At 70.5% G+C, this 23,745-nt stretch carries 20 protein-coding genes; 12 read left to right on the forward strand and 8 right to left on the reverse strand.

The window, feature by feature from the left end; translation table 11 throughout:
* Positions 1–287: 287 nt before the first annotated feature.
* Positions 288–1,556, forward strand: a complete 1,269-nt coding sequence (locus KZ820_RS04455) for an MFS transporter (RefSeq protein ID WP_219747424.1) — start codon at positions 288–290, stop codon at positions 1,554–1,556.
* 79 nt (positions 1,557–1,635) lie between these two features.
* Positions 1,636–2,184, forward strand: coding sequence for a DUF4142 domain-containing protein (locus KZ820_RS04460; protein WP_258047728.1), 549 nt, complete (start codon positions 1,636–1,638; stop codon positions 2,182–2,184).
* Positions 2,185–2,411: 227 nt separating this feature from the next.
* Here the strand turns inward: KZ820_RS04460 and KZ820_RS04465 are convergent, their stop codons facing one another.
* The 4 genes from KZ820_RS04465 to KZ820_RS04480 form a co-directional block, all read right to left on the reverse strand.
* The gene (locus KZ820_RS04465; RefSeq protein WP_219747425.1) at positions 2,412–3,812 is read right to left on the reverse strand and encodes an amino acid permease; all 1,401 of its coding nucleotides are present in this window, start codon (positions 3,810–3,812) and stop codon (positions 2,412–2,414) included.
* 107 nt (positions 3,813–3,919) lie between these two features.
* The gene (locus KZ820_RS04470) at positions 3,920–4,186 is read right to left on the reverse strand and encodes a hypothetical protein (protein ID WP_219747426.1); all 267 of its coding nucleotides are present in this window, start codon (positions 4,184–4,186) and stop codon (positions 3,920–3,922) included.
* Between the two features lie 57 nt (positions 4,187–4,243).
* On the reverse strand, positions 4,244–4,690 hold the full coding sequence (locus KZ820_RS04475) for a CoA-binding protein (RefSeq protein ID WP_219747427.1): 447 nt from the start codon (positions 4,688–4,690) through the stop codon (positions 4,244–4,246).
* Positions 4,691–4,811: 121 nt separating this feature from the next.
* Positions 4,812–5,762: an Mrp/NBP35 family ATP-binding protein gene (locus KZ820_RS04480; RefSeq protein ID WP_219747428.1), complete on the reverse strand. Its 951-nt coding sequence runs from the start codon at positions 5,760–5,762 to the stop codon at positions 4,812–4,814.
* Positions 5,763–5,828: 66 nt separating this feature from the next.
* On the opposite strand from KZ820_RS04480, the gene hflK reads away from it, so the two are divergent.
* The 5 genes from hflK to KZ820_RS04505 all read left to right on the forward strand — a co-directional run bounded on the left by hflK (position 5,829) and on the right by KZ820_RS04505 (position 12,301).
* The gene (gene hflK, locus KZ820_RS04485; RefSeq protein WP_219747429.1) at positions 5,829–6,935 is read left to right on the forward strand and encodes a protease modulator HflK; all 1,107 of its coding nucleotides are present in this window, start codon (positions 5,829–5,831) and stop codon (positions 6,933–6,935) included.
* A complete protein-coding gene (gene hflC, locus KZ820_RS04490; protein WP_219747430.1) occupies positions 6,935–7,810 on the forward strand; it encodes a protease modulator HflC in 876 nt (291 codons plus the stop codon). The genes hflK and hflC overlap by 1 nt, the downstream gene beginning before the upstream one ends.
* A 111-nt stretch (positions 7,811–7,921) precedes the next feature.
* Complete coding sequence (locus tag KZ820_RS04495) at positions 7,922–9,457, forward strand: Do family serine endopeptidase (protein ID WP_219748101.1); 1,536 nt, start codon at positions 7,922–7,924, stop codon at positions 9,455–9,457.
* A gap of 478 nt (positions 9,458–9,935) precedes the next feature.
* Positions 9,936–11,570, forward strand: a complete 1,635-nt coding sequence (locus tag KZ820_RS04500; RefSeq protein WP_219747431.1) for a helicase HerA-like domain-containing protein — start codon at positions 9,936–9,938, stop codon at positions 11,568–11,570.
* 215 nt (positions 11,571–11,785) lie between these two features.
* Complete coding sequence (locus KZ820_RS04505; protein WP_219747432.1) at positions 11,786–12,301, forward strand: phosphoribosyltransferase; 516 nt, start codon at positions 11,786–11,788, stop codon at positions 12,299–12,301.
* A gap of 233 nt (positions 12,302–12,534) precedes the next feature.
* On the opposite strand, the gene KZ820_RS04510 is transcribed toward KZ820_RS04505, so the two are convergent.
* Entirely contained in the window at positions 12,535–13,491 is a 957-nt protein-coding gene (locus KZ820_RS04510; protein ID WP_219747433.1) for an isopenicillin N synthase family dioxygenase, read from the reverse strand.
* Positions 13,492–13,599: 108 nt separating this feature from the next.
* Here KZ820_RS04510 and KZ820_RS04515 point away from each other — a divergent pair, with 108 nt between their 5' ends.
* The 4 genes from KZ820_RS04515 to KZ820_RS04530 are packed head-to-tail and all read left to right on the forward strand — an operon-like array spanning position 13,600 to position 16,078.
* Entirely contained in the window at positions 13,600–14,838 is a 1,239-nt protein-coding gene (locus tag KZ820_RS04515) for a multidrug effflux MFS transporter (RefSeq protein ID WP_219747434.1), read from the forward strand.
* A gap of 57 nt (positions 14,839–14,895) precedes the next feature.
* Positions 14,896–15,234 carry a DNA primase gene (locus KZ820_RS04520; RefSeq protein WP_219747435.1) on the forward strand — a complete coding sequence of 113 codons (339 nt, stop codon included), beginning with the start codon at positions 14,896–14,898 and terminating at the stop codon, positions 15,232–15,234.
* Positions 15,231–15,539 carry a hypothetical protein gene (locus tag KZ820_RS04525; RefSeq protein WP_219747436.1) on the forward strand — a complete coding sequence of 103 codons (309 nt, stop codon included), beginning with the start codon at positions 15,231–15,233 and terminating at the stop codon, positions 15,537–15,539. Before KZ820_RS04520 ends, KZ820_RS04525 begins: the two co-directional genes overlap by 4 nt.
* 41 nt (positions 15,540–15,580) lie before the next feature.
* Positions 15,581–16,078 carry a hypothetical protein gene (locus KZ820_RS04530; RefSeq protein WP_219747437.1) on the forward strand — a complete coding sequence of 166 codons (498 nt, stop codon included), beginning with the start codon at positions 15,581–15,583 and terminating at the stop codon, positions 16,076–16,078.
* A 168-nt stretch (positions 16,079–16,246) separates the two neighbouring features.
* Here KZ820_RS04530 and KZ820_RS04535 read toward each other — a convergent pair whose 3' ends face one another.
* Positions 16,247–17,533 carry a homoserine dehydrogenase gene (locus tag KZ820_RS04535; protein ID WP_219747438.1) on the reverse strand — a complete coding sequence of 429 codons (1,287 nt, stop codon included), beginning with the start codon at positions 17,531–17,533 and terminating at the stop codon, positions 16,247–16,249.
* Between the two features lie 440 nt (positions 17,534–17,973).
* Here KZ820_RS04535 and KZ820_RS04540 point away from each other — a divergent pair, with 440 nt between their 5' ends.
* The gene (locus KZ820_RS04540) at positions 17,974–19,929 is read left to right on the forward strand and encodes an OPT family oligopeptide transporter (protein ID WP_219747439.1); all 1,956 of its coding nucleotides are present in this window, start codon (positions 17,974–17,976) and stop codon (positions 19,927–19,929) included.
* Between the two features lie 154 nt (positions 19,930–20,083).
* Here KZ820_RS04540 and KZ820_RS04545 read toward each other — a convergent pair whose 3' ends face one another.
* The gene (locus tag KZ820_RS04545; protein WP_219747440.1) at positions 20,084–21,364 is read right to left on the reverse strand and encodes a glycoside hydrolase family 130 protein; all 1,281 of its coding nucleotides are present in this window, start codon (positions 21,362–21,364) and stop codon (positions 20,084–20,086) included.
* A gap of 45 nt (positions 21,365–21,409) precedes the next feature.
* On the reverse strand, positions 21,410–23,683 hold the full coding sequence (locus KZ820_RS04550; RefSeq protein ID WP_219747441.1) for a glycosyltransferase family 4 protein: 2,274 nt from the start codon (positions 23,681–23,683) through the stop codon (positions 21,410–21,412).
* Positions 23,684–23,745 lie beyond the last annotated feature (62 nt).

The following is a 23,745-nucleotide window of genomic DNA, read 5'->3' on the forward strand; positions in this document are numbered from 1 at the left end:
CGGCGGCGCAAGCGGACGGGTGGATCCTGAAACGGGTTCAGGATGACGCTAGAATGAGGGGCGGACCAAGCCGCGCCAGTCGCACCCTTGCCGCCTCATCGTACCAGCCTCAGGCCGACATTGATGCCGCCGCGACGTAGGTTGATGACATCGGGCGCCGCCGCGAAAAATACTTGCGCCCCTTCTCAACCACTTCCATCTCCTAACCTGGCGCAAGCCCGCCCCGCGCCGGATCGTGCTTCGTGACAGAACGTTGCCCGCGAACCCTCCCGCGGAGCATCCGTCGCATGGCCACGCTCGCCCCCACCCGCCCGGCGCCGCCGGCGGCTGCACCGCACCCGCCGGGGCGCGCGCTGGACGCGCTCAACTTCTTCCTCGCCGACGTGCGCGACGGGCTCGGGCCGTATCTCGCCATCTACCTCGTCGCGGTGCGCGGGCCGACGCACGGGTGGAACGAGGCTACCGCCGGGCTGGTGCTCACCATCGCCGGGATCGTCGGCCTGCTCGCGCAGACCCCGGCGGGCTGGCTGATCGACCGCTCGACACGCAAGCCCGCGATCGTCATCGCCGCCGCGCTGGTGGTGACGCTCGGCAGCGTGTCGCTCCCCTTCGTCCACGGCTTCGGCCCGGTGGTGGTGACCCAGTCGCTCGCCGCCGCGGCGGGCGCGCTGTTCGCGCCGGCGATCGCCGCGATCACGCTGGGCCTGTTCGGCGCGCGCGCTTTCTCCGCGCGAGTCGGGCGCAACGAGGCGTTCAACCATGCCGGCAACGCGGTCTCGGCCGCGCTGGCGGGGGTGCTGGCGTGGCGCTTCGGGCCGGTCGTGGTCTTCTACCTGATGGCAGGGCTGACCGTGGCGAGCGTCTTCGCCGCGCTGCGCATCGACCCGCGCCAGATCGACGACGAGGTCGCCCGCGGGCTCGACTGCGCGCCCGACGCGCCCGACGCCGACTGTGACCCGTCGCCCGGCTGGCGCGTGCTGCTCGAGCAGAGGGCGCTGCTGCTGTTCGCCGCGCTCGCTTTCCTGTTCCACCTCGCCAATGCCGCGATGCTGACCTCGGTGAGCCAGCTGCTCGCGCGCACCGTGGGAAAGGACCAGGCGACCTCGCTCACCGCCGCCTGCATCGTCGCGGCACAGCTGGTGATGGTGCCGATGGCCCTGCTGGTCGGACGCAAGGCCGACGCATGGGGACGCAAGCCGCTGTTCCTCGCGGGCTTCGCGGTGCTGGCGGCGCGCGGGGCGCTCTACACCGTGTCGAACGATCCGTGGTGGCTGGTGGCGGTACAGGCGCTCGATGGCGTCGGCGCGGGGATCTTCGGCGCGCTCTTCCCGATCGTCATCGCCGACCTGACGCGCGGCAGCGGGCGCTTCAACGTCGCGCAGGGTGCGGTGGCGACCGCGCAGGGGCTCGGCGCGGCGCTGAGCGCGACGCTGGCGGGGACGATCATCGTCGGCGCGGGCTATGCGCCGACCTTCCTCACGCTCGCGGCGATCGCGGGCGGCGGCCTCGCGCTCTACGCCCTGGCCATGCCCGAGACCCGCGATCGAACTAGCTGATCGAGAGCAAGTTACTGGATCGCAACGGAACTTTGCCACGCGCCCACCGCTCTCGCGGGAGTTGGACGTGGGAGAGACGATGATGATGGCTACTACCCGCCTGCTGCTCGGCGCCGCCTTGTTCGCCGCGCCGGTGATCGCCAGCGCGCAGACACCGCCGCCGCCGCCGCCGGCCGAGGCGAAGACGACCGCCGACGCCTATGTCGCGGCGGCGGGCAAGAGCGACCTGTACGAGATCAACTCGAGCCAGATCGTGTTGCAGAAGTCGCAGAACGCGGGCGTGAAGAAGTTCGCGCAGATGATGATCGACCATCATCAGAAGACCACCGCGGCGACGGTGAAGGCGGCGCAGAAGGCCGGGCTCAACCCGCCGCCGCCCGCGCTCGACCCGGGCGCGACCGCCTCGATCAACGAGTTGCAGGCAGCCTCGCCCGCTGACATCGACCGGCTGTATCTCGGCCAGCAGCTGCCCGCGCACCAGGCCGCGCTCGACCTGCACCAGAGCTATGCCTCGGGTGGCGACAAGGCGCCGCTCAAGGCCTCGGCCAAGGCGGCGGTGCCGATCGTCAAGCGTCACATCGCGGAGGCGACCAAGTTGCAGGGCGGCTCGGGCGCTGCGGGGATGTGAGGAAAGGGGCTCACGCCACGGCGTGCAGTATGCCGAGTGACATGGGAGCTGCTCGCGCCGAGATCAGGGTGGCGTGCCCCGGCGCAAACCGGGGCCCCGTCGGGAGAGCGGCGGTGTGTTTCGCCAGCGTTCCCCAGCTGGGCCCGGCCTTCGCCGGGGAACAGCAGTGGTTAGGAGCCTCCGCTTATCGCCCTTCTTCGCGTCGTCGCGGCTTCGCGTGAACTACGCTACACCGCCGCTGCGATCGCCGCGCGGCGGCGTCCCCACAGCAGATAGACCGCCAGCCCGAACAGATTCCACAGTAGGAAGTACAGCTGCGTCCGCTGCGGCAGGCTGAAGAACAGATAGGCGCAGCCCAGCACTCCGATCGCGCCCACCAGCGGCGCGGCGGGCGTACGGAAGCGCCGCTCCGCCTCGGGCGCGCGTCGCCGCATCACCAGCATGCACACGCACACCGCGACGAAGGCGGCGAGCGTCCCCGCGTTGGCGAGCGCGGCGATGGCGTCGATCGGCATCACTCCCGCGATCACCGCGACCAGCACCGCGGTCAGCATGGTGATCCGCACCGGCGTACCGCGCCTCGACACCTTGGCGAGCGCCTGCGGCAGCAGCCCGTCGCGCGCCATCACGAAGAAGATGCGGCTCTGCCCGAATAGGAAGCCGAGCAGCACCGTCGGCAGCGCGATCACCGCGCTCGCGGCGAGGAAGGTGGCGAAGCCGGGGCGGCCGATCCCGCGCAGGATCAGAGCGAGCGGCTCGGGCGAGTCGGCGAAGCGCGTGAAGTGCAGCGCGCCCACCGCCGCGACCGCCACGCCCATGTAGATCACGACGCATGCCAGCATCGAGCCGACGATGCCGATCGACAGGTCACGCCCCGGGTTCTTGGTCTCCTCCGCCGCGGTGGAGATGGCGTCGAAGCCGTAGAAGGCGAAGAAGATGATCGCCGCCGCCGCCATCACGCCGCGCTCGCCGCCGTCAGCGCTCACCGACTTGGCGAAGCCGTAGGGCATGAACGGCTCGAGATTGGCGGCGTCGAAATGCGGCATCGCCACTGCGACGAACACCGCGAGCGCGACCAGCTTGATCCCGACCAGCACCGCGTTGAGCGTCGCGCTCTCCTTGGTGCCGAGCGACAGCAGCCCAGCGACCACCGCGATGATGAAGACCGCGGGCAGGTTGACCACGCCGCCGAGCTCCGGCCCCTGGGTGAGCGCGGCGGGGAAGCCGAGCGGGGTGAGCAGCGCCGAGGCATAGCCCGACCAGCCCACCGCCACGGTCGACACCACCAGGGAATATTCGAGGATCAGCGACCAGCCGATCACCCAGGCGATCACCTCGCCCAGCACGACATAGCTGTAGGTATAGGCGCTGCCCGAGGCGGGGATCATCGTCGCCATCTCGGCGTAAGCGAGCGCCGCGCAGGCGCAGATCGCGCCGGCGATGACGAAGGAGAGGATCACCGCCGGCCCGGCGCGCTCGGCGCCGACGCCGATCAAGGTCAGGATGCCGGTGCCGACGATCGCGCCGACGCCGAGCGCGACGAGGTGCGGCCAGGACAAGGTGCGCGCGAGCACGGTGCCGCCGCGGTGATCGATCGCGACCGGCTTGCGCCGGAACAATGTGGACATGAACCCTCCCTCTCGTGCGCCGAGCCGTAACAGACGCAACGACCAGGAGGGAAGCGTCGCGGATGCCTCCGCGGTGCGCCAGCCGGGTGGCGACCCGGCACGGTGGCTCACTGACCCAGCGGCGTTCTCAGCAAGGTGCGCGGGCTCCTGGTGCACATCCGCGCGCCGACCACCTGGCATTGGCCACCGGTCGTGTTGAGCGCGCGCGTCTTGCCGTCCTCGACGCTCGCGTCGCTTTGAACGCGAAAGCGCGCCGCGCGGTCGACCGGTTCGGTCGGCTCGGGTGAGAGCCGGTGGCGTGCGGTGCTGAGCAGGGAGCCGGGCGCTGGATCGGCGGCCTGAGCAGCGGCGAGGAGCAGGAGTGCCGGGACCATATGCTTCCCCTTCTGTTCATCGACTCGGTCACCTGGCCGAGTTGCGACGGGAGCAACCTAGTCTGCCGCGGCACGGCCGCCCAGCCGCGCCACGCCCAGCCGCGGCAGCTCGATCGCGGGGCAACGGTCCATGACCACCTTCAGCCCGGCTGCCTCGGCGCGCGCGGCGGCGGCCTGATCGATCACGCCGAGCTGGAGCCACACCGACTTTGCGCCGATCGCGATCGCCTGGTCGACGACCTCCCCTGCCGCCGAGGAGCGGCGGAAGATGTCGACCATGTCGATCGGGTCGCCGAGCTGCGCGAGCTCGCGGAAGACGAACTCGCCGTGAATATGCTCGCCGGTGAGCTGCGGGTTGACCGGGATGACGCGGTAACCGTGCGCCTGGAGCGTCTTCATCACGCCGTTGGAGGGGCGGTCCGGCCGGTCCGACGCGCCGACCAGCGCGATCGTGCGGGTCTGCTCCAGCAACTCGCGGATGTCGTCGTCTGCGGTCAGCGGCATCGGCGCTCTCCTTCGTCGCGGCGCGCATGGCGCGCGTCGGTGAACGAACGAGCGGCTCGGGCGCGGGTTGCGCGCCGGTCGAGTGGGGCCGGACCGATCCCGTGATCCGGACAAACCTCGCTCAGCTCCCCCTCAGCCACGCCGCCACCTGCGCCGCGATCGGCGCGAAGACGCGGTCGTCGTCGCGCGCCGCCGGGGGCTCGCCCGCGTCGGAGGCGACTCGGATCGCGAAGTCGAGTGGCACGCGACCCAGGAACGCGATTCCCGCCTCGCGCGCCGCCGCCTCGGCGCCGCCGCGACCGAACGGGTCGGACAACTCGCCGCAATGCGGGCAGGCATAGCCGGCCATGTTCTCGACCAGCCCGATGATCGGCACGCCCGCCTTCTGGAAGAGGTCGATCGCGCGCCGCGCGTCGATCAGCGCGAGGTCCTGCGGCGTGGAGACGATCACCGCGCCGGCGGGGCGATGCTTCTGCACCATGGTAAGCTGGACGTCGCCGGTCCCGGGCGGCAGGTCGACCACCAGCGTGTCGGTGAGCCCCCAGTCGGCGTCCACCAGCTGCCCCAGCGCGCCCGCGGTCATCGGCCCGCGCCACGCGATCGCGCGGCCGGGCTCGACCAACTGCCCCATCGACAGCAGCGGCACGCCGTACGGCGTCGCCACCGGCAGCAGCACCTTGTCGCGCGCCTCGGGTCGGGTGCCCTCCACCGCCATCAGCCGCGGCTGCGATGGGCCGTAGATGTCCGCGTCGACCAGCCCCGTCCGCCGCCCCGCCCGGGCCAGCGCGATCGCGAGATTGGCCGAGAGCGTCGACTTGCCCACCCCGCCCTTGCCGCTCGCCACCGCGACCAGCCGACGCTGCGCCCGCTCCGCGGTGACCACGGTGCGCACCTCACGGCCCGGCCGCGCCGCCGCCATGCGCACCGCCGCCTCCAGCGCGTCGCGCGCCGGCGCGTCGAGCCCGCTGGCGTCGATCACCACGCCGATCCGCTGTCCTTCGACCCGCACCGTCGCGCGCTCGCCCGCGACCGCGCGGACCGCCTGCCTGACCTCATTCTCGTCCATGGACATGATCCGTTACGCCTCGTGTCGCGGCTTGCCACTGTTTTTCGGCCGATCCGCACTTATAAAGGCGGGATGATCATCTCGCGACGCTGGCTTCGGCGCCCCATTCCCCTCGCCGCACAGAGTAACGGACCCTGGGGGAACGACGACAATGTCGGTCCGCGCAACCCTTGGTCGGTACCGCCCGGCGCGAAGCGCGGCGGCGCCAAGCCGACCGCGCTCGACGAATTCATCCGCCGCGCGCGCGGCGGCGGTGGCGGTGGTGGCGGCGAGGGCGGCGGCGGGCCGCAGCTGCCGCTCGGCGCCAACGCGCGGATGCTGTGGCTGCTCGGCGTGGCCGTGCTGGTGGCGATCTGGCTGGTGCTCACCTCGATCCACCAGATCGGGCCGCAGCAGCGCGGCGTGGTCACCTATTTCGGGCGTTACTCGGGGATGCTCGAGCCGGGCATCCGCGTCACCCTGCCCGCGCCGATCGTCAACGTCACCAAGGTGGACGTCGAGCAGGTTCGCACCGACGAGTTCCCGCGCGATGGCGGTGAGACGGTGCTGACCGGTGACCAGAACATCATCGATCTCGCCTATACGGTGCGCTGGCGCGTCTCGGACGCGCGCAACTACGTGTTCGAGATCAAGGACCCGCAGGAGACCGTGCGCGCCACCGCGGAGAGCGCGATGCGCTCGGTGCTGGCCACCACCACGCTCAACCAGGCGATCGGCGCGGGGCGGACCGAGATCGAGGCGCGCGTCGCCGAGACGATGCAGCAGATCCTCACCAGCTACCAGGCGGGCGTGCAGGTCCAGGGCGTGTCGATCAAGCAGGCCGCGCCGCCGTCGCAGCTCGCCGACGACTTCAACGCGGTGACCGCGGCGCAGCAGGAGGCGGTGGGCAACCTCAACAACGCGCGCTCCTACTCGCAGCAGGTGATCGCGCGCGCGCAGGGCGAGGCCTCGGCGTTCGACCAGGTGTACGAGCAGTATCGCCTCGCCCCCGAGGTGACTCGCCGCCGCATGTATTACGAGACGATGGAGGCCGTGCTGGCCAAGACCGACAAGACGATCGTCGAGACCCCAGGCGTGACGCCGTATCTGCCGCTCGACCGCGGCCGCCGCTTGCAGGAGCCGAACGCGACCTCGTCCGGCACCGCCCCGGCGCAGCCGAGCAGCGGGGGGGCGCGCTGATGCCCGTCTGGCTCCGCAATCCCGTCGCCGCCGGCCTGCTCGCGCTGGCGCTGGTGATCGTCGCCGCGGCGACCTTCGCGATCGTCCCCGAGACGCAGCAGGCGGTGGTGCTTCGGCTCAACAATCCGGTGCGCCTGATCAACCAGTGGCAGCCGGGCCAGTCGATCGGCCGCACCGGCGCCGGCGTGATCGCGCGCATCCCCTTCGTCGACAAGATCGTCTGGGTCGACAAGCGCGTGCTCGACGCCGATCTCGACAACACGTTGGTGCTCTCGACCGACCAGCTGCGGCTCAACGTCGACGCCTTCGCGCGCTTCCGCATCGTCGACCCGCTGCGCGCCGTGACCTCGACCGGCAGCACCTCGAACACGGAGGAGCGGGTTGCCGACCAGCTCCGTCCGCTGCTCGGCACCGCGCTGCGCAACGAGCTCGGCAAGGTGCCGTTCGCGACCCTGCTCAGCCCCGAGCGCGGGCGCGTGATGGACGAGATCCAGGAATCGCTCGGCCGCTCGGCCAAGCAGTACGGCGCCGAGATCGTCGACGTGCGGATCAAGCACGCCGACCTGCCCGACGGCAGCCCGCTGGAGAGCGCGCTCCAACGCATGCGCACCGCGCGCCAGCAGGAGGCCAACACGATCCGCGCGCAGGGGCAGAAGCAGGCGCAGATCGTCCGTGCCGAGGCCGACGCGCAGGCGGCGCGGATCTATGCCGACGCCTTCAGCAAGGACGCGGACTTCTACGATTTCTACCGCGCCATGCAGAGCTACCGCCACACCTTCGGTGCGGACGGCGGCCAGCCGCCCGAGGGCAGCACCAACATCATCATGAGCCCGAACAACGGCTATCTGCGCGAGTTCGAGGGCGGGCGGCGATAGAACCCGCGGCGATGTCGCGCGTTCATATTCAATCGACGTTCATCGCTTGTTCGGCACAGGACGTGGCGTTCCCGCTTTATTCGACAGGGTGATTCAGAGGACATGAAGAAAGTGCGTTACGCCTACGCCCTCACCGGCGCCCTTCTCCTCGGCGGCACCGCGGCGTCGCTGACGCTGCAGAACCCCGCGACCGCGCAGGTCGCGCAGAACGAGCCGGGCGCGATCAGCGCCTCCGCTCCGCGCGCGGGCGCGCCGATGAGCTTCGCCGATCTCGTGGCGAAGTTGCAGCCGGCGGTGGTCAACATCTCGACAACGCAGAAGGTGACCGTCCAGCAATCGGCCAACCCGTTCGCGGGCACGCCGTTCGGCGACCTGTTCGGCCAGTTCGGCGGTGGCGGCGGCGGCGCGCCGGTGACGCGCGAGGGCACCTCGCTCGGCTCAGGCTTCCTGATCTCGGCCGACGGCTATGTCGTGACCAACAACCACGTGATCGCTCCGGCCTCGCGCGGCGCCACGGTGGAGTCGATCACGGTGACCTTGCAGGACCGCAAGGAATATACCGCCAAGCTCGTCGGCCGCGACCCGACCAGCGATCTCGCGGTGCTCAAGATCACCTCGCCGACGCCGCTGCCGTTCGTCCGCCTGGGCGACTCGAGCCGCGCGCGGGTCGGCGACTGGGTGGTGGCGATCGGCCAGCCGTTCGGCCTCGGTGGCACCGTGACCGCGGGGATCGTCTCGGCGGTGCACCGCGCCACCGGGGGCGGTCCGTTCGACACGTTCATCCAGACCGATGCCGCGATCAACCAGGGCAATTCCGGCGGCCCGATGTTCAACCTCAACGGCGAGGTGATCGGCATCAACAGCCAGATCTACTCGCAGTCGGGCGGCAATATCGGCATCGGCTTCGCCATCCCGACGACCGAGGCCAAGCCGATCATCGACACGCTGGTGAAGGGCCAGGCGATCAAGCGCGGCTATCTCGGCGTCAGCATCCAGGCGGTCAACGCCGACATGGCCTCGGCGCTCGGCCTGCCGAAGGACTCCGGCGAGATCGTCGGCCGCGTCGAGCCGGGTGGCCCCGGCGCCAAGGCGGGGCTGCGCGCGGGCGACGTCGTGACCGCGATCAACGGCCAGGCGGTGACACCGGAGAAGACCCTCTCCTACCTCGTCGCCAACGCCGCGCCGGGCTCGACGATCAAGCTCGACGTCATTCGCGACGGCAAGCGCCAGTCGCTCAATGCCACCGTGGGGACGCGCCCGTCCGAGGACCAGATGGCGGCGCTGACCGGCGGCGGCGGTGACGACGACGACAGCTTCGGCGGCGACGACGATGGCCAGCAGACCGCGCCGGCGTCGAGCTCGCTCGGCATCACGGTGCAGCCGCTGACCCCGCAGATCGCGCGCTCGATCGGGGTCGACTCGACCGTGCAGGGCGTGGTGGTCGCGGCGACCGACCCGTCGAGCGACGCGGCACAGAAGCTGCGCCGCGGCGACGTGATCTCCTCGGTCAACTCGCAGCCGGTGCGCAGCGCGGCCGAGGTCGCGCGCGTCGTGGCGGCGGCGAAGGCGGCGGGGCGGCCGCAGGTGCTGCTTAATGTCACCCGCGGGCGCCAGGTCGGCGGCTTCGTGGCGGTGAAGATCAAGTAGGCCGGGCCTGACCGGCAGGGTAGAAGGGCCGCCGCGCCGAAGGGTGCGGCGGCCCTTCTCGTGTTCGCGGACGAGGAGGGCGGGACGACGACAGGCCTTTGTGTCGCCGACATGCGTCACGCGCCGGCGCGAGGATTGCCGCAGCACTCTCAATTCGGGCGCCCGCTTCATTGCACCGCCCATGTCTACGCCTTGCACCCCCGCCCCGGCGGTCATTCCCGCGACGGCGGGAATCCAGACGCGTCAACTTCTCGGCTTTGTCGCGGACGTCCGCGTTTCTGGATCCCCGCCTTCGCGGGGATAACGAAGTAGGAGGCGCGCTGAACGCTGTGTGCCGGTGACGCTTTGCTGTGTGAAATGCGACGATACGATCAGGTCGCCACGCTCGCCCCAGATCGGACAACGCCTCCCCCCGTGACGCCGTCCGCGCCGCGTCCTATGACATAGGTGAGCGGCAACAGCGGCAGGAGCGACGACCTTGGCGGACGGCATCTTCATCGGCGCGAACGCGGGCGGCGCGCAGCCGCAGTGGCTCCAGCTCGCGCGCGCCAATCGGCACGGCCTGATCGCGGGCGCGACCGGCACCGGCAAGACCGTCACGCTGCAGGGCATCGTCGAGGGCTTCTCGCGCGCCGGCGTCGCCTGCTTCGTCGCCGACGTGAAGGGCGATCTCTCCGGCCTCGCCATGCCCGGCGCGGCGACCGCCAAGACTCACGCCGCCTTCGCCGCGCGCGCCGCCGAGATCGGGCTGACCGACTGGTCCTACGCCGCCTGTCCGGTGCAGTTCTGGGACCTGTTCGGCGAGCAGGGCCATCCGGTGCGCACCACGGTGAGCGAGATGGGGCCGCTGCTGCTCGCGCGGCTGATGGGGCTCAACGAGGTGCAGGAGGGCGTGCTGACGATCGCCTTCCAGCTCGCCGACGAGGAGCATCTACTGCTGCTCGACCTCGACGATCTCCAGGCGGTGCTGGCGCATTGCGCCGAGCGCGCCCAGGAGCTGACGGCGCGCTGGGGCAATGTTTCCAAACAGTCGGTCGGCGCGATCCAGCGCTCGTTGCTCCAGCTGCGCAGCCAGGGCGCGACGCATTTCTTCGGCGAACCCGCGCTCGAGCTGGGCGACCTGCTCGGCCACGACGACCAGGGCCAGGGCCTCGTCAACGTGCTCGCCGCCGACAAATTGATGGCGGCGCCGCGGCTCTACTCCACCTTCCTGCTGTGGCTGCTGAGCGAATTGTTCGAGCAGCTGCCCGAGGTGGGGGATCTCGACATACCCAAATTGTGCTTCTTCTTCGACGAGGCTCATCTGCTCTTCGACGACGCGCCCGACGCGCTGCTCGACAAGATCGAGCAGGTGGTGCGGCTGATCCGCTCCAAGGGCGTGGGCGTCTATTTCATCACGCAGAATCCGATCGACATCCCCGACAAGGTCGCGGGCCAGCTCGGCAACCGCGTGCAGCACAAGCTCAACGCCTTCACCCCGCGTGACCAGAAGGCGGTGCAGGCGGCGGCGCAGACCTTCCGCGCCAATCCCGGGATCGATGTCGCGGCGGCGATCACGGAGCTCAAGACGGGCGAGGCGCTGGTGTCGCTGCTCCAGGCCGACGGCTCACCCAGCCCGGTCGAGCGAACGCTGGTACGGCCGCCGGCGAGCCGCGTCGGGCCGGTGACGCCCGAGGAGCGCAAGGTGCTGCTCGCCACCGACGCGATCGGCGACCGCTACGACACGCTGGTGAACCGCGAGTCGGCGGAGGAGCTGCTCTCGGCCAAGACGCAGGAGGCCGCCGCGGCGCGCGCCGCCGCGACGGCGCAGGACGAGGCGAGCAAGGCCGCCGCGCTCCAGGCCAAGGAGGAGGCGCGGCAGGCGCGCGAGCGGGTCGCGGCGCAGCGCGAGGCCGAACGCAGCCAGCGCGCCGAGGAACGCGAGCGCGCCAACGACCCGTGGAATCGCGCGATGACCTCGGCGACTCGCTCGGCCTCCTCGGCGCTGGGGCGGACGGTGGCGAACGAGGTGACCAAGGCGGTGCTCGGCGGCGGACGACGCGGCGGCGGTGCGTCGGGTGGGCTGCTCGGCTCGGTGGTGCGCGGGGTGCTGGGGGGATTGCTGCGGCGGTAGGGGCGGAACAATCGGGGCGGTGACGCGTGACAGGCTGCTTCTCTTTGTGAAGTACCACCCCGGCGGACGCCGTGGTCCAGTTGGGAGCCCTCAGTGGCTCCCGCGAGAGTCTTCCCAACTGGACCCCGGCGTCCGCCGGGGTGGCGCGAGTGAGGAGGGGCTACGCCTACGATCCCCCCCTCGCTCGCGCGCGCCATCGGCGCTACACGCCCGCGATGCCGACCTATACCGCCATCACCCACGCCGACCTCGTCGCCGCCGTCCGCGCGCTGGCCGACTCGCTCGCCGCCGCCGACTGGGCGCCGGCGCACCTCATCGGCATCGGCCGCGGCGGACTGATCCCTGCGGTCTACCTTAGCCATGCCACCGGGCTGCCGATGCTGGCGGTGGATTATTCCTCCCAGTCCGAGGCGCTCGCCGTCGACGCGATCGAGCGGCTGGCGGCGCGGACCCGCGCGGGCGAGCCGCTGCTTTTCGTCGACGACATCAACGACTCGGGCCGCACCATCGGCCACCTGCGTGCGATGCTCGCGCGCGCCGGCGCGGCGGAGGGCAGCGTCCGCTTCGCCACGCTGATCGACAATGTCGGCTCGGCGCAGCGGGTCGATTATGCCGCGCGCGCGATCGATCGCGCCGTGACCAAGGACTGGTTCGTTTTCCCCTGGGAGGCGATGGCGCCCGACAGCGCGATCGCCGCCGACGCCGCGGAGCGGCCCGAGCGGATCGCCTGAGGATGGGGAGACGCGAGTTGAAGCGTCGAGCGGTTGAGCTCGCCGCCGCTCACTCGCGACAGGATCGAACGCTTTCCTCCCAGCGTCGTCCTGCACTTGCTTCAGGATCCACCGGCCCGCAGGCGCCGCCGCCGCTGGGTAAGCGGCGCCCTGGATCCTGAAACGAGTTGAGGATGACGCCAGCGGAAAGCGAACGACGCGCCTTCCCGTCGATGATCGACCTCTTGCCCTCGCTACTTCTTGATCAGCCCGATCTCGACCAGCCGCTCGTGCAGATAGCCGTTGGCGGTGATCGGCGTGGGGTAGCGATCCGGGTTCGCCGCGCTGATCGTCTGCGGCAGCGTCTCGATCAGGAAGTCGGGCGCGGGGTGCAGGAAGAAGGGCATCGAGTAGCGCGAGTGACCGCGCCGCTCGGGCGGCGGGTTGACGACGCGGTGCGTCGTCGAGGGCAGCACGTGGTTGGTCAGCCGCTGCAGCATGTCGCCGACATTGACCACCATCGCCCCCGCCGGCGGCTTGATCGCGAGCCAGCGCCCGCTGTCGCGCTCGAGCAGCTCCAGCCCCGCCTCCTCGGCGCCGAGCAGCAAAGTGATCAGGTTGATGTCCTCGTGTGCGCCGGCGCGCACGCCCTCGGCGTCGGCCGGGATCGGCGGGTAATGGAGCAGGCGCAGCACCGAGTTGCCGTCGCGCACCGCCGGGTCGAACCAGTCCGGTGCGAGCCCGAGATGGCGCGCGATCGCCGACAGCAGCCGGTCGCCGGCGCGGTCGAACGCTTCGAACAGTGCGAGGAACGTGTCCTTGAAGCCCTCGGGCCTAGCCGGCCAGACGTTGGCGGGCATGTCCGCGGCGTAGCGGTGCCCCGCCGGCAACTCGCGCCCGACGTGCCAGAACTCCTTCAGGTCGACGTGCTTCGCGTCCTTGGCGATCTCGGTCTTGAACGGCGTGTAGCCGCGCGCGCCGCCGGCGCCGGGGACGTGATAGCCGCGCTTCTCCTCCTCGGGCAGCGCGAACAGCGCCGCGGTCTCGGCCCAGGCGCGCTCGATCAAGTCCTGCGGCACGCCGTGATCGGCGACGATGGCGAAGCCGAACCGCTCGAACGAGCCGCCCAGCGCGGCGGCGAAGCCGTCGGGGTCGCGATCCTGGTCGGCGAGGCTGAGCGTGGGCACCGCGGCGGCGGGAGTATCGAGCATGACGTCGGTCCAATCGGTTGATCGCCGGGCAATAAACCTTCCCGATCCGGGTTGCTACCCGCGCGCGGCGAGGTGACAGCGCGGCGACCGCCACCTAAGCCCCGCGCCATGTCGACGCCCCCCGCCCCGCCCCCAGCGTCTCCCGTCGCCGCGCCACCGATCCCGCTGCCCGAGTTCGTCGCGCTGATCGCGGCGCTGATGGCGCTGACCGCGCTGGGGATCGACTCGATGCTGCCCGCGCTGCCGACGATCGGCGCGGCGCTGGGCGCACCGGGGGCGAACGAGCGGCAATATGTCATTGGCGCTTTCCTCATCGCGTTCGGCGCGGGGCAGCTGCTCCACGGCCCGCTCGCGGACCGGTTCGGGCGGCGGCGCTCGCTGCTCGCCGCGCTGGCGGTCTATGCCGTGGCGAACGCGCTCTGCGCGCTGGCGGGCAGCTTCGCGCTGCTGCTCGCCGCGCGCGTGGTCGCCGGGCTGGCGATCGCGGCGGCGCGGGTGACGACGGTGGCGATCGTGCGCGACTGTTTCGAGGGGCGCGCGATGGCGCGGGTGATGTCGATGACCTTCATCGTCTTCATGATCGTCCCCGTGCTGGCGCCCGGCTTCGGCACGGTGGTCCTGCTGTTCGGCGGCTGGCGCGACATCTTCTGGGCGGTCGGCGGCGCGACGTTGCTGGTGCTCGCCTGGTTCGCGGTCCGGATGCCCGAGACGCTCCATGCCGAGGACCGCCATCCGTTCTCACCGGCGCGGCTCGCCGCGGGGTGGAAGCTGACGCTCAGCGACCGCTGGTCGCTCGGCTACACGCTCGCCGCGACCGCGCTGATGGGCGCGCTGTACGGCTATATCAACTCGATCCAGCAGGTGATGGCGGACGTGTTCGGGCGGCCGCGGCTGCTGCTGCTGATCTTCGCCACCACCGCGGGGACGATGGCGGTCGCCAATCTCGCCAATGCGCGGCTGGTGATGCGAGTCGGCACGCGTCGGCTCGGCCATGCCGCGGTGGTGACTCTGATCCTCGTCGCCGGGCTGCACCTGCTGCTGGCGCTGAGCGGGCACGAGACGCTGGTCGGCTTCGCGGTGTTGCAGGCGGTGGCGATGGGGTGTTTCGGCCTCTCCAGCTCGAACTTCTCGGCGATGGCGATGGAGAAGATGGGGCATATCGCCGGCACCGCGTCGAGCGTGCAGGGCTTCACCAGCGTGACGGTGGGCGCCGCGATCGGCGCCCTGATCGGCCAGCATTTCGACGGCACGACGGTGCCGCTCAACGCCGGCTTCCTGTGCGCCGGCGTCGCCGCGCTGGCGATCGTGCTGGTGACCGAGCGCGGGCGGCTGTTCGCGGCGCGCTGACGGAACCGCGCGCCCTCGCCTGCCGTTCGTCCCGGCATCGTAGATGAGGAGATCGGCATGGGCGGGCAGCATATCCACGGTCAGGGTCCCGGCGACGACGGCTATGACGAGGACGGCTACGACGAGAGCCAGCGTGCCGAGATCCTCGAGGCGACGCGCGACGGCCCGAGCGACGGGACGATCATCACCGACCTCGACCCCGACACCGGCGAGGACGACGAGAGCGAGAACGAGGACGAGCTCGAGATGGTCGACGGCGAGGTCGCCGAGCAGGACGGCGACACCGAGCAGGACGAGGCCGACGTCGACGAGGACGAGGTGCAGGACGAGTTCGACGACGGCAGCGTCGACGACGACGAGCTCGACGACCGCGACGACATCGCGCTCAACCCGTGATCGCGTCGCGTCGCGCGTCTGCCGGCGCGCGCTACGCCAGCCTGCTCGTCGCGCCGCTGCTCGGCACCGCGTGCGGCTCGCCGCAGCAGCGCGCGAGCGACGCGACCATCGTACGCGCGGCGGCGCAGGCACAGGCGAGCGTGTCGGCCTATGAGAGGAGCGGCGGTCGGAGCCGCGATGCCGTGCCTGGTAGCGCGGCATGCGGCGCGGGCCTGCGCAAGGTGGCCATGGCCGGTCAGATGCCCGAGGGGCGCGCGCTCCCCGGCATCTCCTCTGCCGCGGGTCGTTGCGCGACGTACCGCTGATCGCGGCAGCTTGACCGCGGCGGGGGTCGCGCCGAGGCTGGGTGACCATGCTACCGCTGCTACTCGCGCTTCAGGCCGCCGCGCCCGCCGCAGCACCGCCGGAGCGCATCTCGATCCTGGTCCCGGTCGCCGATCAGCGCTGCACGCGCGGCCGCGTCGACGGCGAGGTGGTGGTGTGCGCCGAGGCACCACCCGATCAGTCACTGCCGCTCCCTGCCGAGGCGGCACCGATTGGCCCCGCCGCGGTCAATCCCGACCGCTCCGGCCTCGGCGCGCTGCGCGCGGAGGCGAGCCCGTGCGGCGCGACGCAACGGGGCTGCACCACCGGCGTGAACCTGTTCGGTCTGGGCACCGCGCTGGTGCGCGGCGTGCAGAAGCTAGTCGCGCCGGGCAGCTGCTGCGAGGAAGCGGGCGAGGCGACCGATCCGGGGCGGCTGGTGCACGACGTCGTTGGCGCGTTCCGCGGCAAGAAGCCGAAGCGCGATGCGGTGGCGATCGACCTCGACGAACCCGACATGACGGGGCGCGTGCGGCCGTGAGAGACGGTGGGCGCGCTTAACGGTGACCGCCCTCGCCGTCATTCCGGGCTAGACCCGAAATCCATTGTGCCGCGCACGCCACAGCCGTCGTGTCCATGGAGCCATGGATCCCAGGTCGAGCCCGGGCCGACGAGAGGATTAGCGCAGCCGACGCCTCTTCGCTCCCCATCAATCGAGCAGGTGCATCCACATCGGCTCGCCGTGCAGGCTCTGCGAGCCGCGCAACCGCTCGAGGGCCGCGGCGACGCAGCGCTCCGGCCCCTCATGCGTGACGATCGCGACCAGCACGCTGCCGTCGGCGAGCGCGCCGCGCTGGATCAGGCTCTCGATCGACACGCCCGCGTCGCGCATCGCCGCGGCGATCTCGGCGAGCACCCCGACGCGGTCGGCCACGGCGAAGCGGAGATAGGCACGGCCGCGGCGTTCGCCGCTGGGCGCGGCGGCCGCCTCGGTCAGCGCGGCGGCGGGCATGGCGAACGGCGGCCCGAACTCGCCGCGTGCGATGTCGATCAGGTCCGCCACCACCGCGCTCGCGGTCGGCCCCTCGCCCGCGCCGGCGCCCTGGAACAACAGCCGACCGACGAAATTGCCCTCGGCGACCACGGCGTTGGTGGCGCCGGTGACGTGCGCGAGTGGGTGATCGAAGCGCACAAGATGCGCGTGGACGCGCTGGAACAGCCCCGCCCCATCGGCTTCGGCGACACCGACGAGCCGGACGCGATAGCCCAGCGCCGCAGCCTCGGCGATGTCGGCGGCGAGCAGGTGGCGGATCCCGCTCGCGGCGACCTGCGCGAAGGCGGGCGCGGTGCCGAAGGCGAGGCTGGCGAGGATCGAGAGCTTGTGCGCGGCGTCGACGCCGTCGATGTCGAACGACGGGTCGGCCTCGGCATAGCCGAGCGCCTGCGCTTCGGCGAGCACGTCGGCGAAGTCGCGCCCCTCGGCCTCCATCTTGGAAAGGATGAAATTGCACGTGCCATTGAGGATGCCGTACACACGCGCGATCGCGTTGGCGGCGGCGCCCTCGCGCAGCCCCTTGATCACGGGAATGCCGCCGGCGACAGCGGCCTCGAACTTGAGCGCGGCACCGCTCGCCTCGGCGGCCGCGGCCAGCTCGAGCCCGTGATGCGCGAGCATCGCCTTGTTGGCGGTGACGACGTGGCGGCCTGCCGAGAGGGCGCGGCGCGCGAGCGTCAGCGCCGGACCATCGGCGCCGCCGATCAGCTCGACGACGACGTCGGCATCCGCCTCGGCGAGCGCGGCGGTGTCGTCGACCCAGGCGAAGCGCGAGAGATCGACGCCGCGGTCCTTGCTACGATCGCGCGCGGAGACCGCGACCACTTCGATCGGCCGGCCGGCGCGACGCGCGATCAGCTCGCGGTTCTCGTCGAGCACGCGGATCACGCCGCCGCCGACCGTCCCCAGCCCCGCCAATGCCACTCGCAGCGCCTGCGCCATCCCTCGTGCCTCCTGTTCGTCGCCGCTTGCTAGGCGGTCGCCGCGAAGCTGTCGAGACGGCCGGATCCCGAAGGTCGATTGCAGTTAATGCAATTCGGATTGGGAATATTGCACTTGCGTCATGGCGTGGTGCGATGCACAAAAGGCGTGCCTTTCAGGCATCCTCTCCTAAAAACTTTTCGGCCGGGCTCTGCCCGGCCTTTTTTTTGGCCCGCGTCGCGGCTAGGGTCCGAGTCGCCGCACTTCTTCGACAAAACAAAACGCGCGGGCAGGATGGATAGGATGCAGCCGGTCGGACCGGCATGCGAGCGGAGGGAGCGGCGCAGGGCCGCTCCCTCCCGGACGGGGATGGCGCGCGCCAACGGTCCCGATCCTTGCAGCATCGGCAAGCGAACTCACGGCCTCTGTCATCGCCCGCCCCACTGTGCCACGGTCGCGGGATGAACCAATCTCCCGCTGACTTCGGTCGTGCTGGCGCCTCCACCGCCGAACTCACCCTCCGCGGCATCCTGCTCGGCGGCGTCATCACGCTGCTGTTCACCGCCGCCAACGTGTATCTCGGGCTCAAGATCGGCTTGACCTTCGCCACCTCGATCCCCGCCGCGGTGATCTCGATGGCGGTGCTGCGCGCCTTCCGCGGCGCCTCGATCCTCGAAAACAACATCGTCCAGACGGTCGCCTCCGCCGCGGGGACGCTGGCGGCGATCATCTTCGTGCTGCCCGGGCTGGTGATGATCGGCTATTGGCAGGGCTTCCCTTTCCTCACCACCGCCGCGATCACCGCCACCGGCGGCATTCTCGGCGTGATGTTCTCGGTGCCGCTCCGCCGCGCGCTCGTCGTCGACACGCCGCTGCCTTATCCGGAAGGCCGCGCCGCCGCCGAGGTGCTCAAGGTCGGCGAGGAGAGCCGCAGCGGCAGCAGCGAGAGCGCGCGCGGGCTCGCCGCCATCCTCGGCAGCACGCTCGCCTCCGCCGCTTTTGCCATCCTCACCCAGACACGGCTGATCGCGGCCGAGGCGGCGACCTTCTTCCGCGTCGGCACGGGCGCGACCGGGGTCACCGGCGGGCTGTCCTTCGCGCTGCTCGGCGCGGGGCATCTGATCGGCCTGTCGGCGGGCATGGCGATCCTGCTCGGCGTCGCGGTCGGCTGGTGGCTGGTGCTGCCGATCCTCACCGCGATGGCGCCGCAGGCGGGCGACGTCGCCGCCTGGGCCAACGGCGTGTTCCGCACCGACGTGCGCTTCTTCGGCGCGGGCGTGATCGGTGTCGCCGCGATCTGGACGCTGATCCGCATCGCCGCGCCCGTCGCGGCGGGGCTGCGCGCCTCGCTCGGCGTCGCACGCGGCGCGGACATGGCGGTGGAGGAGCAGGACCTGCCTTTCTGGGTCGTCGCAGCGGGGACGCTGGCGACCTTGGTGCCGATCGCGCTGCTGCTCCACTCGGTGATCGGCGGTGGGCCGCTGGCGGGGAGCGAGTGGCTGCTGATCGTCGGCAGCCTGCTGTTCGTGCTGGTCGTCGGGCTCGTGATCGCGGCGGTGTGCGGCTATATGGCGGGGCTGATCGGCGCGTCCAACTCGCCCGTGTCGGGTATCGGCATCCTCTCGGTGCTCGCCGCGGCGGCGATGCTGGCGGGCTGGTTCGGGCGCGGCGGCGCGACGGACGAGACCGCGGCGCTGGTCGCCTACGCGCTGATCGTCACCGGCATCGTCTTCGGCATCGCCACCATCTCGAACGACAATCTGCAGGACCTCAAGACCGGCCAGCTGGTCGGTGCGACGCCGTGGAAGCAGCAGGTCGCACTGGTGATCGGCGTGTGCTTCGGCTCGCTGGTGGTGCCGCCGGTGATGCAGCTGCTCTACACCTCGTTCGGCTTCGCGGGCATGCCGGGCGCGGGGCCGAACGCGCTGGCGGCGCCGCAGGCGGCGCTGATCTCCGCGCTGGCGCAGGGCGTGCTGGGCGGCGACCTCAATTGGACGATGATCGGCTGGGGCGCGGCGGCGGGCGGCGTGTTCGTGCTGCTCGACGAGGCGCTCGGGCGCGCGGGCCGGCTACGGCTGCCGCCGCTCGGGGTCGGGCTCGGCATCTATCTGCCGATGTCGGCGACGCTGACGGTGGTGATCGGCGCGCTGATCGGCCATTTTTACGACGGCTGGGCCGAGCGCACCGCCGACGCCGAGGCCTCGAAGCGGCTCGGCGTGCTCACCGCGACCGGGATGATCGTGGGCGAGAGCCTGTGGAACGTGGTGTTCGCGGGGATCGTCTACGAGAGCGGCACCGACTCGCCGCTCGCGCTGGTGAGCGGGCACGAGCAGACCGCGCTGATCGCGGGGACGCTGCTCTTCGCGGCGGTGACCTGGGGGCTGTACCGGCGGACGACGCGGCTTGCGGTGGGGTGAGGGCTTTAAATCCTCCCCTGCAAGGCGAGGTGGCGCGCCGAAGGCGTGTCGGAGGGGTGTCACCAGCGGAGGGCGCACCGACCCTCGCCGGCCTCGTCACCCCTCCGTCAGGCCATCGGCCTGCCACCTCCCCTTGCAGGGGAGGATCAAGCGATCACATCTTGTCGAGCAGCTCGCTGATCGAGACGAAGGCGAAGCCGACCGAACTGTCGGCGATGCCATAGGGCATGAACAATTTGTCGCCGTGCTTCATCGCGCCGCAAGTGTAGACCACGTTGGGCACATAGCCCTCGCGGTCCTGGTCCGCCGCGGCGAGGATCGGCGAGCGGGTGCGGCCGATCACGCGCGCGGGATTGTCCTTGTCGAGCAGCGCCGCGCCGATCGAATATTTCCGCATCGCGCCGACACCGTGGGTCAGCAGCAGCCAGCCCTCGTCGATCTCGATCGGCGGCCCGCAATTGCCGATCTGGACGAACTCCCACGGGAAGACCGGCTTGAGGATCAGCTCGCCCTCGTCCCAGTGGGTGAGGTCGTCGGTCTTGAGCAGATAGAGGTTCTCGCCGTCCTGCCGACCGATCGAGAGATATTGGCCGCCCACCTTGCGCGGGAACAGCGCGATACCCTTGTTGCGCGCCGCGCTGCCCGTCATCGGCACGAGGTCGAAGGCGCGGAAGTCGCGCGTGCGCAGCAGCTCGGACTGGATCGTCGCGCCATTGTAGGCGGTGTACGTGCCGAGCCACTCGACGCTGCCGTCGTCATGCTCGAAATGGACGAGGCGCAGGTCCTCGAGCCCCTTCGACTGCGCGTCGGTGATCGGGAAAATCACCGTGCCCGACAGCGTGCTGTCGCGGTGGCGATAGACCGTCACCGGCCCGGTCGGCGGCGCTTCCTCGTCGGTGCCGGTCGCATCGGTCGCGGTGGCGAAGGGTGGCTCGGGCGCGAGCTTGAGCTCATTGTCCGAGGTGATGATGCCCTCGCGGAAGGCGACCGACGAGATATGCCCCTCGCCCACCGCGCGCAGGCTCATCAGGATGCGCTGCGCACCGTCCTCCATCCCGCTCTGATCGGGATGCGGCACCGCGCTGGGGTTCATCAGCGCCGCGGCGGCATAGCTGTACTCGTGGCAGAAATAGGCGCCGATCAGCTGGCGCTTCTCGTCGCTGATGCGGCTGCCGTCGAGCCCGTGCGCCGCCGCGATCTCGTCGTAGCGGGTCATGAACACGCGGCGGGTCTGCCAGTGGCGCGCCTCGAAATCCTTCAGCACGAGGTCGAGCTGGTCGCGCGCCTCCTGCGGGGGCATGTCGAGCACCTCGGCGATCAACCGCTCCGAGCGGCTGACGCCATTGGCGTTGGCGATCCAACCGATGTGGAAGGGCCGCACCACGACGCGCGACGGATCGGCATGCAGACGCAGCCGGTGGTTGAACAGATCCAAGGACCAGCCTCGTCTTAGTGAACGACGGTACGCGCGCAACGCCGCTCAGGCGACGTCGCGCTGCGTCCCTGCCACTTTTCCGGCGCGGATTGAAAGCCCCGAAATCGCGCACGAGGCCATTTGCAGCGCCAGGATCGACTCGGCGCCCTGGTTGCGGTTGAGTCCGGTCGGCATCAGCCCGTCGAAACAGCCGCCGTCGCGCTGCGTCGCCAGCGGCAGGTCGAGATCGTTGACGCCGAGATACCAGTCGTAGGCACGCTTGGCCTCGTCGTACCAGCGCGCGTCGCCGGTAGCGTCGAATGCGGCGGCGCAGGCGTCGATCGTGGCTTGTGCCTCGAGCGGCTGCTGGTCGAACGGCAGCGGCTCGGCGTAAACACGGCCGAAGCTTTCCGAACCCACCGCGCGGAAATGGCCCTCGGGCGCGGTCTGCTTGGCGACGATCCACTCCAGCGTGTCGATCCCGCACGCGATCAGGTCGGGCCGCTGGAGCGCGATGCCGGCGCGAAGCATCGCCTCGGGCAGACGCGCATTGTCATAGGCGAGCACGATCTCGAACCAGCCCCATTCGGGCCGACGCGCCGCGTCGAGCAGCTTGAGATGCTCGTCGGGGAAGCGACGCAGGATCTGCGTCGCCAGTTCGTGGCGCGGTGACGCCTCCAGCATCGCCGCGGCACCGAGCATCGCGAACGCCTGCGCGCGCGGGCTTTCCAGCTCGAGCGCGAGCGTCGCGGTCGAGTCGAACATCGCGCGCGCCCAGTCGCGGTGCTTGGACTCGCGCGCGTCGCGCGCGGTGACGCCCAGTGCCCAGAGCGTGCGGCCGTTGGAATCCTCGGAGCCGACGTCCTCGCACCAGGTGCGGTCGAAGTTCATGAAGTTGCGGAAGCGCCGCGCCTCGGGGTTCCAGGCATATTGCACGAACGAGGCGTAGATCGTCATCCATTTGTCGCGCGTCGCCGCGTCGAGTTCGGGGACGGCGCTCATCAGCATCAGCGCGCGCGCATTGTCGTCGATGCAATAGCCGTGGCGGCGGTCGGGCACCGAGTAGATCGAGTGCTGCAACATGCCGGTCGAGTCGCTCATCCGCTCGACGGCGGCGATCTCGGGAGGCAACACCTTTGTGTCGGTGTCCCCGGAGCCGCGGAGGCGCCGCGGCTGGGTCGCGATGCTCGTCGCGATCTCGTCCATTGCTTGCTCCACTACACGAGGCCAGATCATCGTGCGGCCACGCGCATAGGCACGCGAGGACAGACGTCCGAGATTGCGGGCGCTGCCCAGAAGATTGTTGATCTCGCGCGCGAAGGCGGCGGAGTCGCGGAAATCGACCAGCACCCCGTGCCCGTCCGCCAGGATCTCGGTGGCGTGCACGTAGGGCGTCGAGATCACGGCCTTGCCGACGCCGACGGCGTAGCTGAGCGTGCCGCTCGTGATCTGAGCCGGGTTGAGATACGGCGTGGCGTAGATATCCGCCGCCTGAAGGTGGTCGATCAGTTCGTCGTGATCGACGAAGGCGTCGATGAAGGCGACATTGTCGCCGACGCCGAGCTCGGCCGCGCGCGCCTTGAGCGAGTCGCGATACTTCTCGCCCTCGTGCGCGACCAGATTGGGATGGGTCGCGCCCAGAACGATGTACATCGCGTCGGGGTTCTTCTCGACCACCGCGGGCATCGCCTCGACGATCGTCTCGATCCCCTTGCCCGGCGCGAGGAGGCCGAAGGTGAGGATCACGCGCTTGCCTTCCCAGCCGAAGCGCGCCTTGAACGCGTCCGGCTCGGCGAATGGTCGGTCGGGCACGCCGTGCGGGATCACCGCGATCGACTTGGGGCTTGCGCCGTAGACGCGCTCGAGGATCTCGCGGCCACGCTCGGCCATCACGATCACCTTCGAGGCACGCCGCAGCAGCCCCTCCAGCACGGTACGCTCGGACGTGCTGGGCTTCTCCAACACAGTGTGGAGCGTCACGATGAGTGGGATCGTCAACCGGTCGAGCAGCGCGAAGATATGACCGCCCGCCTCGCCGCCAAAGATGCCATATTCGTGCTGCAGCCACAGCACCTGCGCCCTACTCTCCTCGATGCGGCGCGCGGTGGCGACGTAAGCGGAGAGGTCGTGCTGCGGTATGGCCGCGGTGACCGCCTCGGGATAGGCGTAGCGCCCCGGGTGATCGTCCATCGCGTAGACGTCGACCTGGGTGTCGGGAAAGCGTGCGCGGAGAGCCTGGTAGGTGTCGGTCGTGAACGTCGCGATGCCGCACTGTCGCGGCAGGAAATTACCGATCAGCGCGATGTGGTTGACGTCCTGCGAAACGGCCGACTGGTTCATCCTCATACCTTCGCTGGTGCAGCACGGACACCACGTGACGCCGTGCCTCTCCTCTGAACCAG

The sequence above is a fragment of the Sphingomonas citri genome, from assembly GCF_019429485.1.
Lineage (GTDB): Bacteria > Pseudomonadota > Alphaproteobacteria > Sphingomonadales > Sphingomonadaceae > Sphingomonas > Sphingomonas citri.

Bases quoted from the DNA above. Each gene is read 5' to 3' on its own strand.
- KZ820_RS04475 (WP_219747427.1), bottom strand. From the start codon at position 4,690: ATGCCGCTGACCGCAGACGACGACATCCGCGAGTTGCTGGAGCAGACC.
- KZ820_RS04470 (WP_219747426.1), bottom strand. From the start codon at position 4,186: ATGGTCCCGGCACTCCTGCTCCTCGCCGCTGCTCAGGCCGCCGATCCA.
- KZ820_RS04535 (WP_219747438.1), bottom strand. From the start codon at position 17,533: ATGGCGCAGGCGCTGCGAGTGGCATTGGCGGGGCTGGGGACGGTCGGC.
- KZ820_RS04540 (WP_219747439.1), top strand. From the start codon at position 17,974: ATGAACCAATCTCCCGCTGACTTCGGTCGTGCTGGCGCCTCCACCGCC.
- KZ820_RS04460 (WP_258047728.1), top strand. From the start codon at position 1,636: ATGATGATGGCTACTACCCGCCTGCTGCTCGGCGCCGCCTTGTTCGCC.
- hflC (WP_219747430.1), top strand. From the start codon at position 6,935: ATGCCCGTCTGGCTCCGCAATCCCGTCGCCGCCGGCCTGCTCGCGCTG.
- KZ820_RS04455 (WP_219747424.1), top strand. From the start codon at position 288: ATGGCCACGCTCGCCCCCACCCGCCCGGCGCCGCCGGCGGCTGCACCG.
- KZ820_RS04510 (WP_219747433.1), bottom strand. From the start codon at position 13,491: ATGCTCGATACTCCCGCCGCCGCGGTGCCCACGCTCAGCCTCGCCGAC.
- KZ820_RS04465 (WP_219747425.1), bottom strand. From the start codon at position 3,812: ATGTCCACATTGTTCCGGCGCAAGCCGGTCGCGATCGATCACCGCGGC.
- KZ820_RS04480 (WP_219747428.1), bottom strand. From the start codon at position 5,762: ATGTCCATGGACGAGAATGAGGTCAGGCAGGCGGTCCGCGCGGTCGCG.
- KZ820_RS04505 (WP_219747432.1), top strand. From the start codon at position 11,786: ATGCCGACCTATACCGCCATCACCCACGCCGACCTCGTCGCCGCCGTC.
- KZ820_RS04520 (WP_219747435.1), top strand. From the start codon at position 14,896: ATGGGCGGGCAGCATATCCACGGTCAGGGTCCCGGCGACGACGGCTAT.
- KZ820_RS04550 (WP_219747441.1), bottom strand. From the start codon at position 23,683: ATGAACCAGTCGGCCGTTTCGCAGGACGTCAACCACATCGCGCTGATC.
- hflK (WP_219747429.1), top strand. From the start codon at position 5,829: ATGATCATCTCGCGACGCTGGCTTCGGCGCCCCATTCCCCTCGCCGCA.
- KZ820_RS04515 (WP_219747434.1), top strand. From the start codon at position 13,600: ATGTCGACGCCCCCCGCCCCGCCCCCAGCGTCTCCCGTCGCCGCGCCA.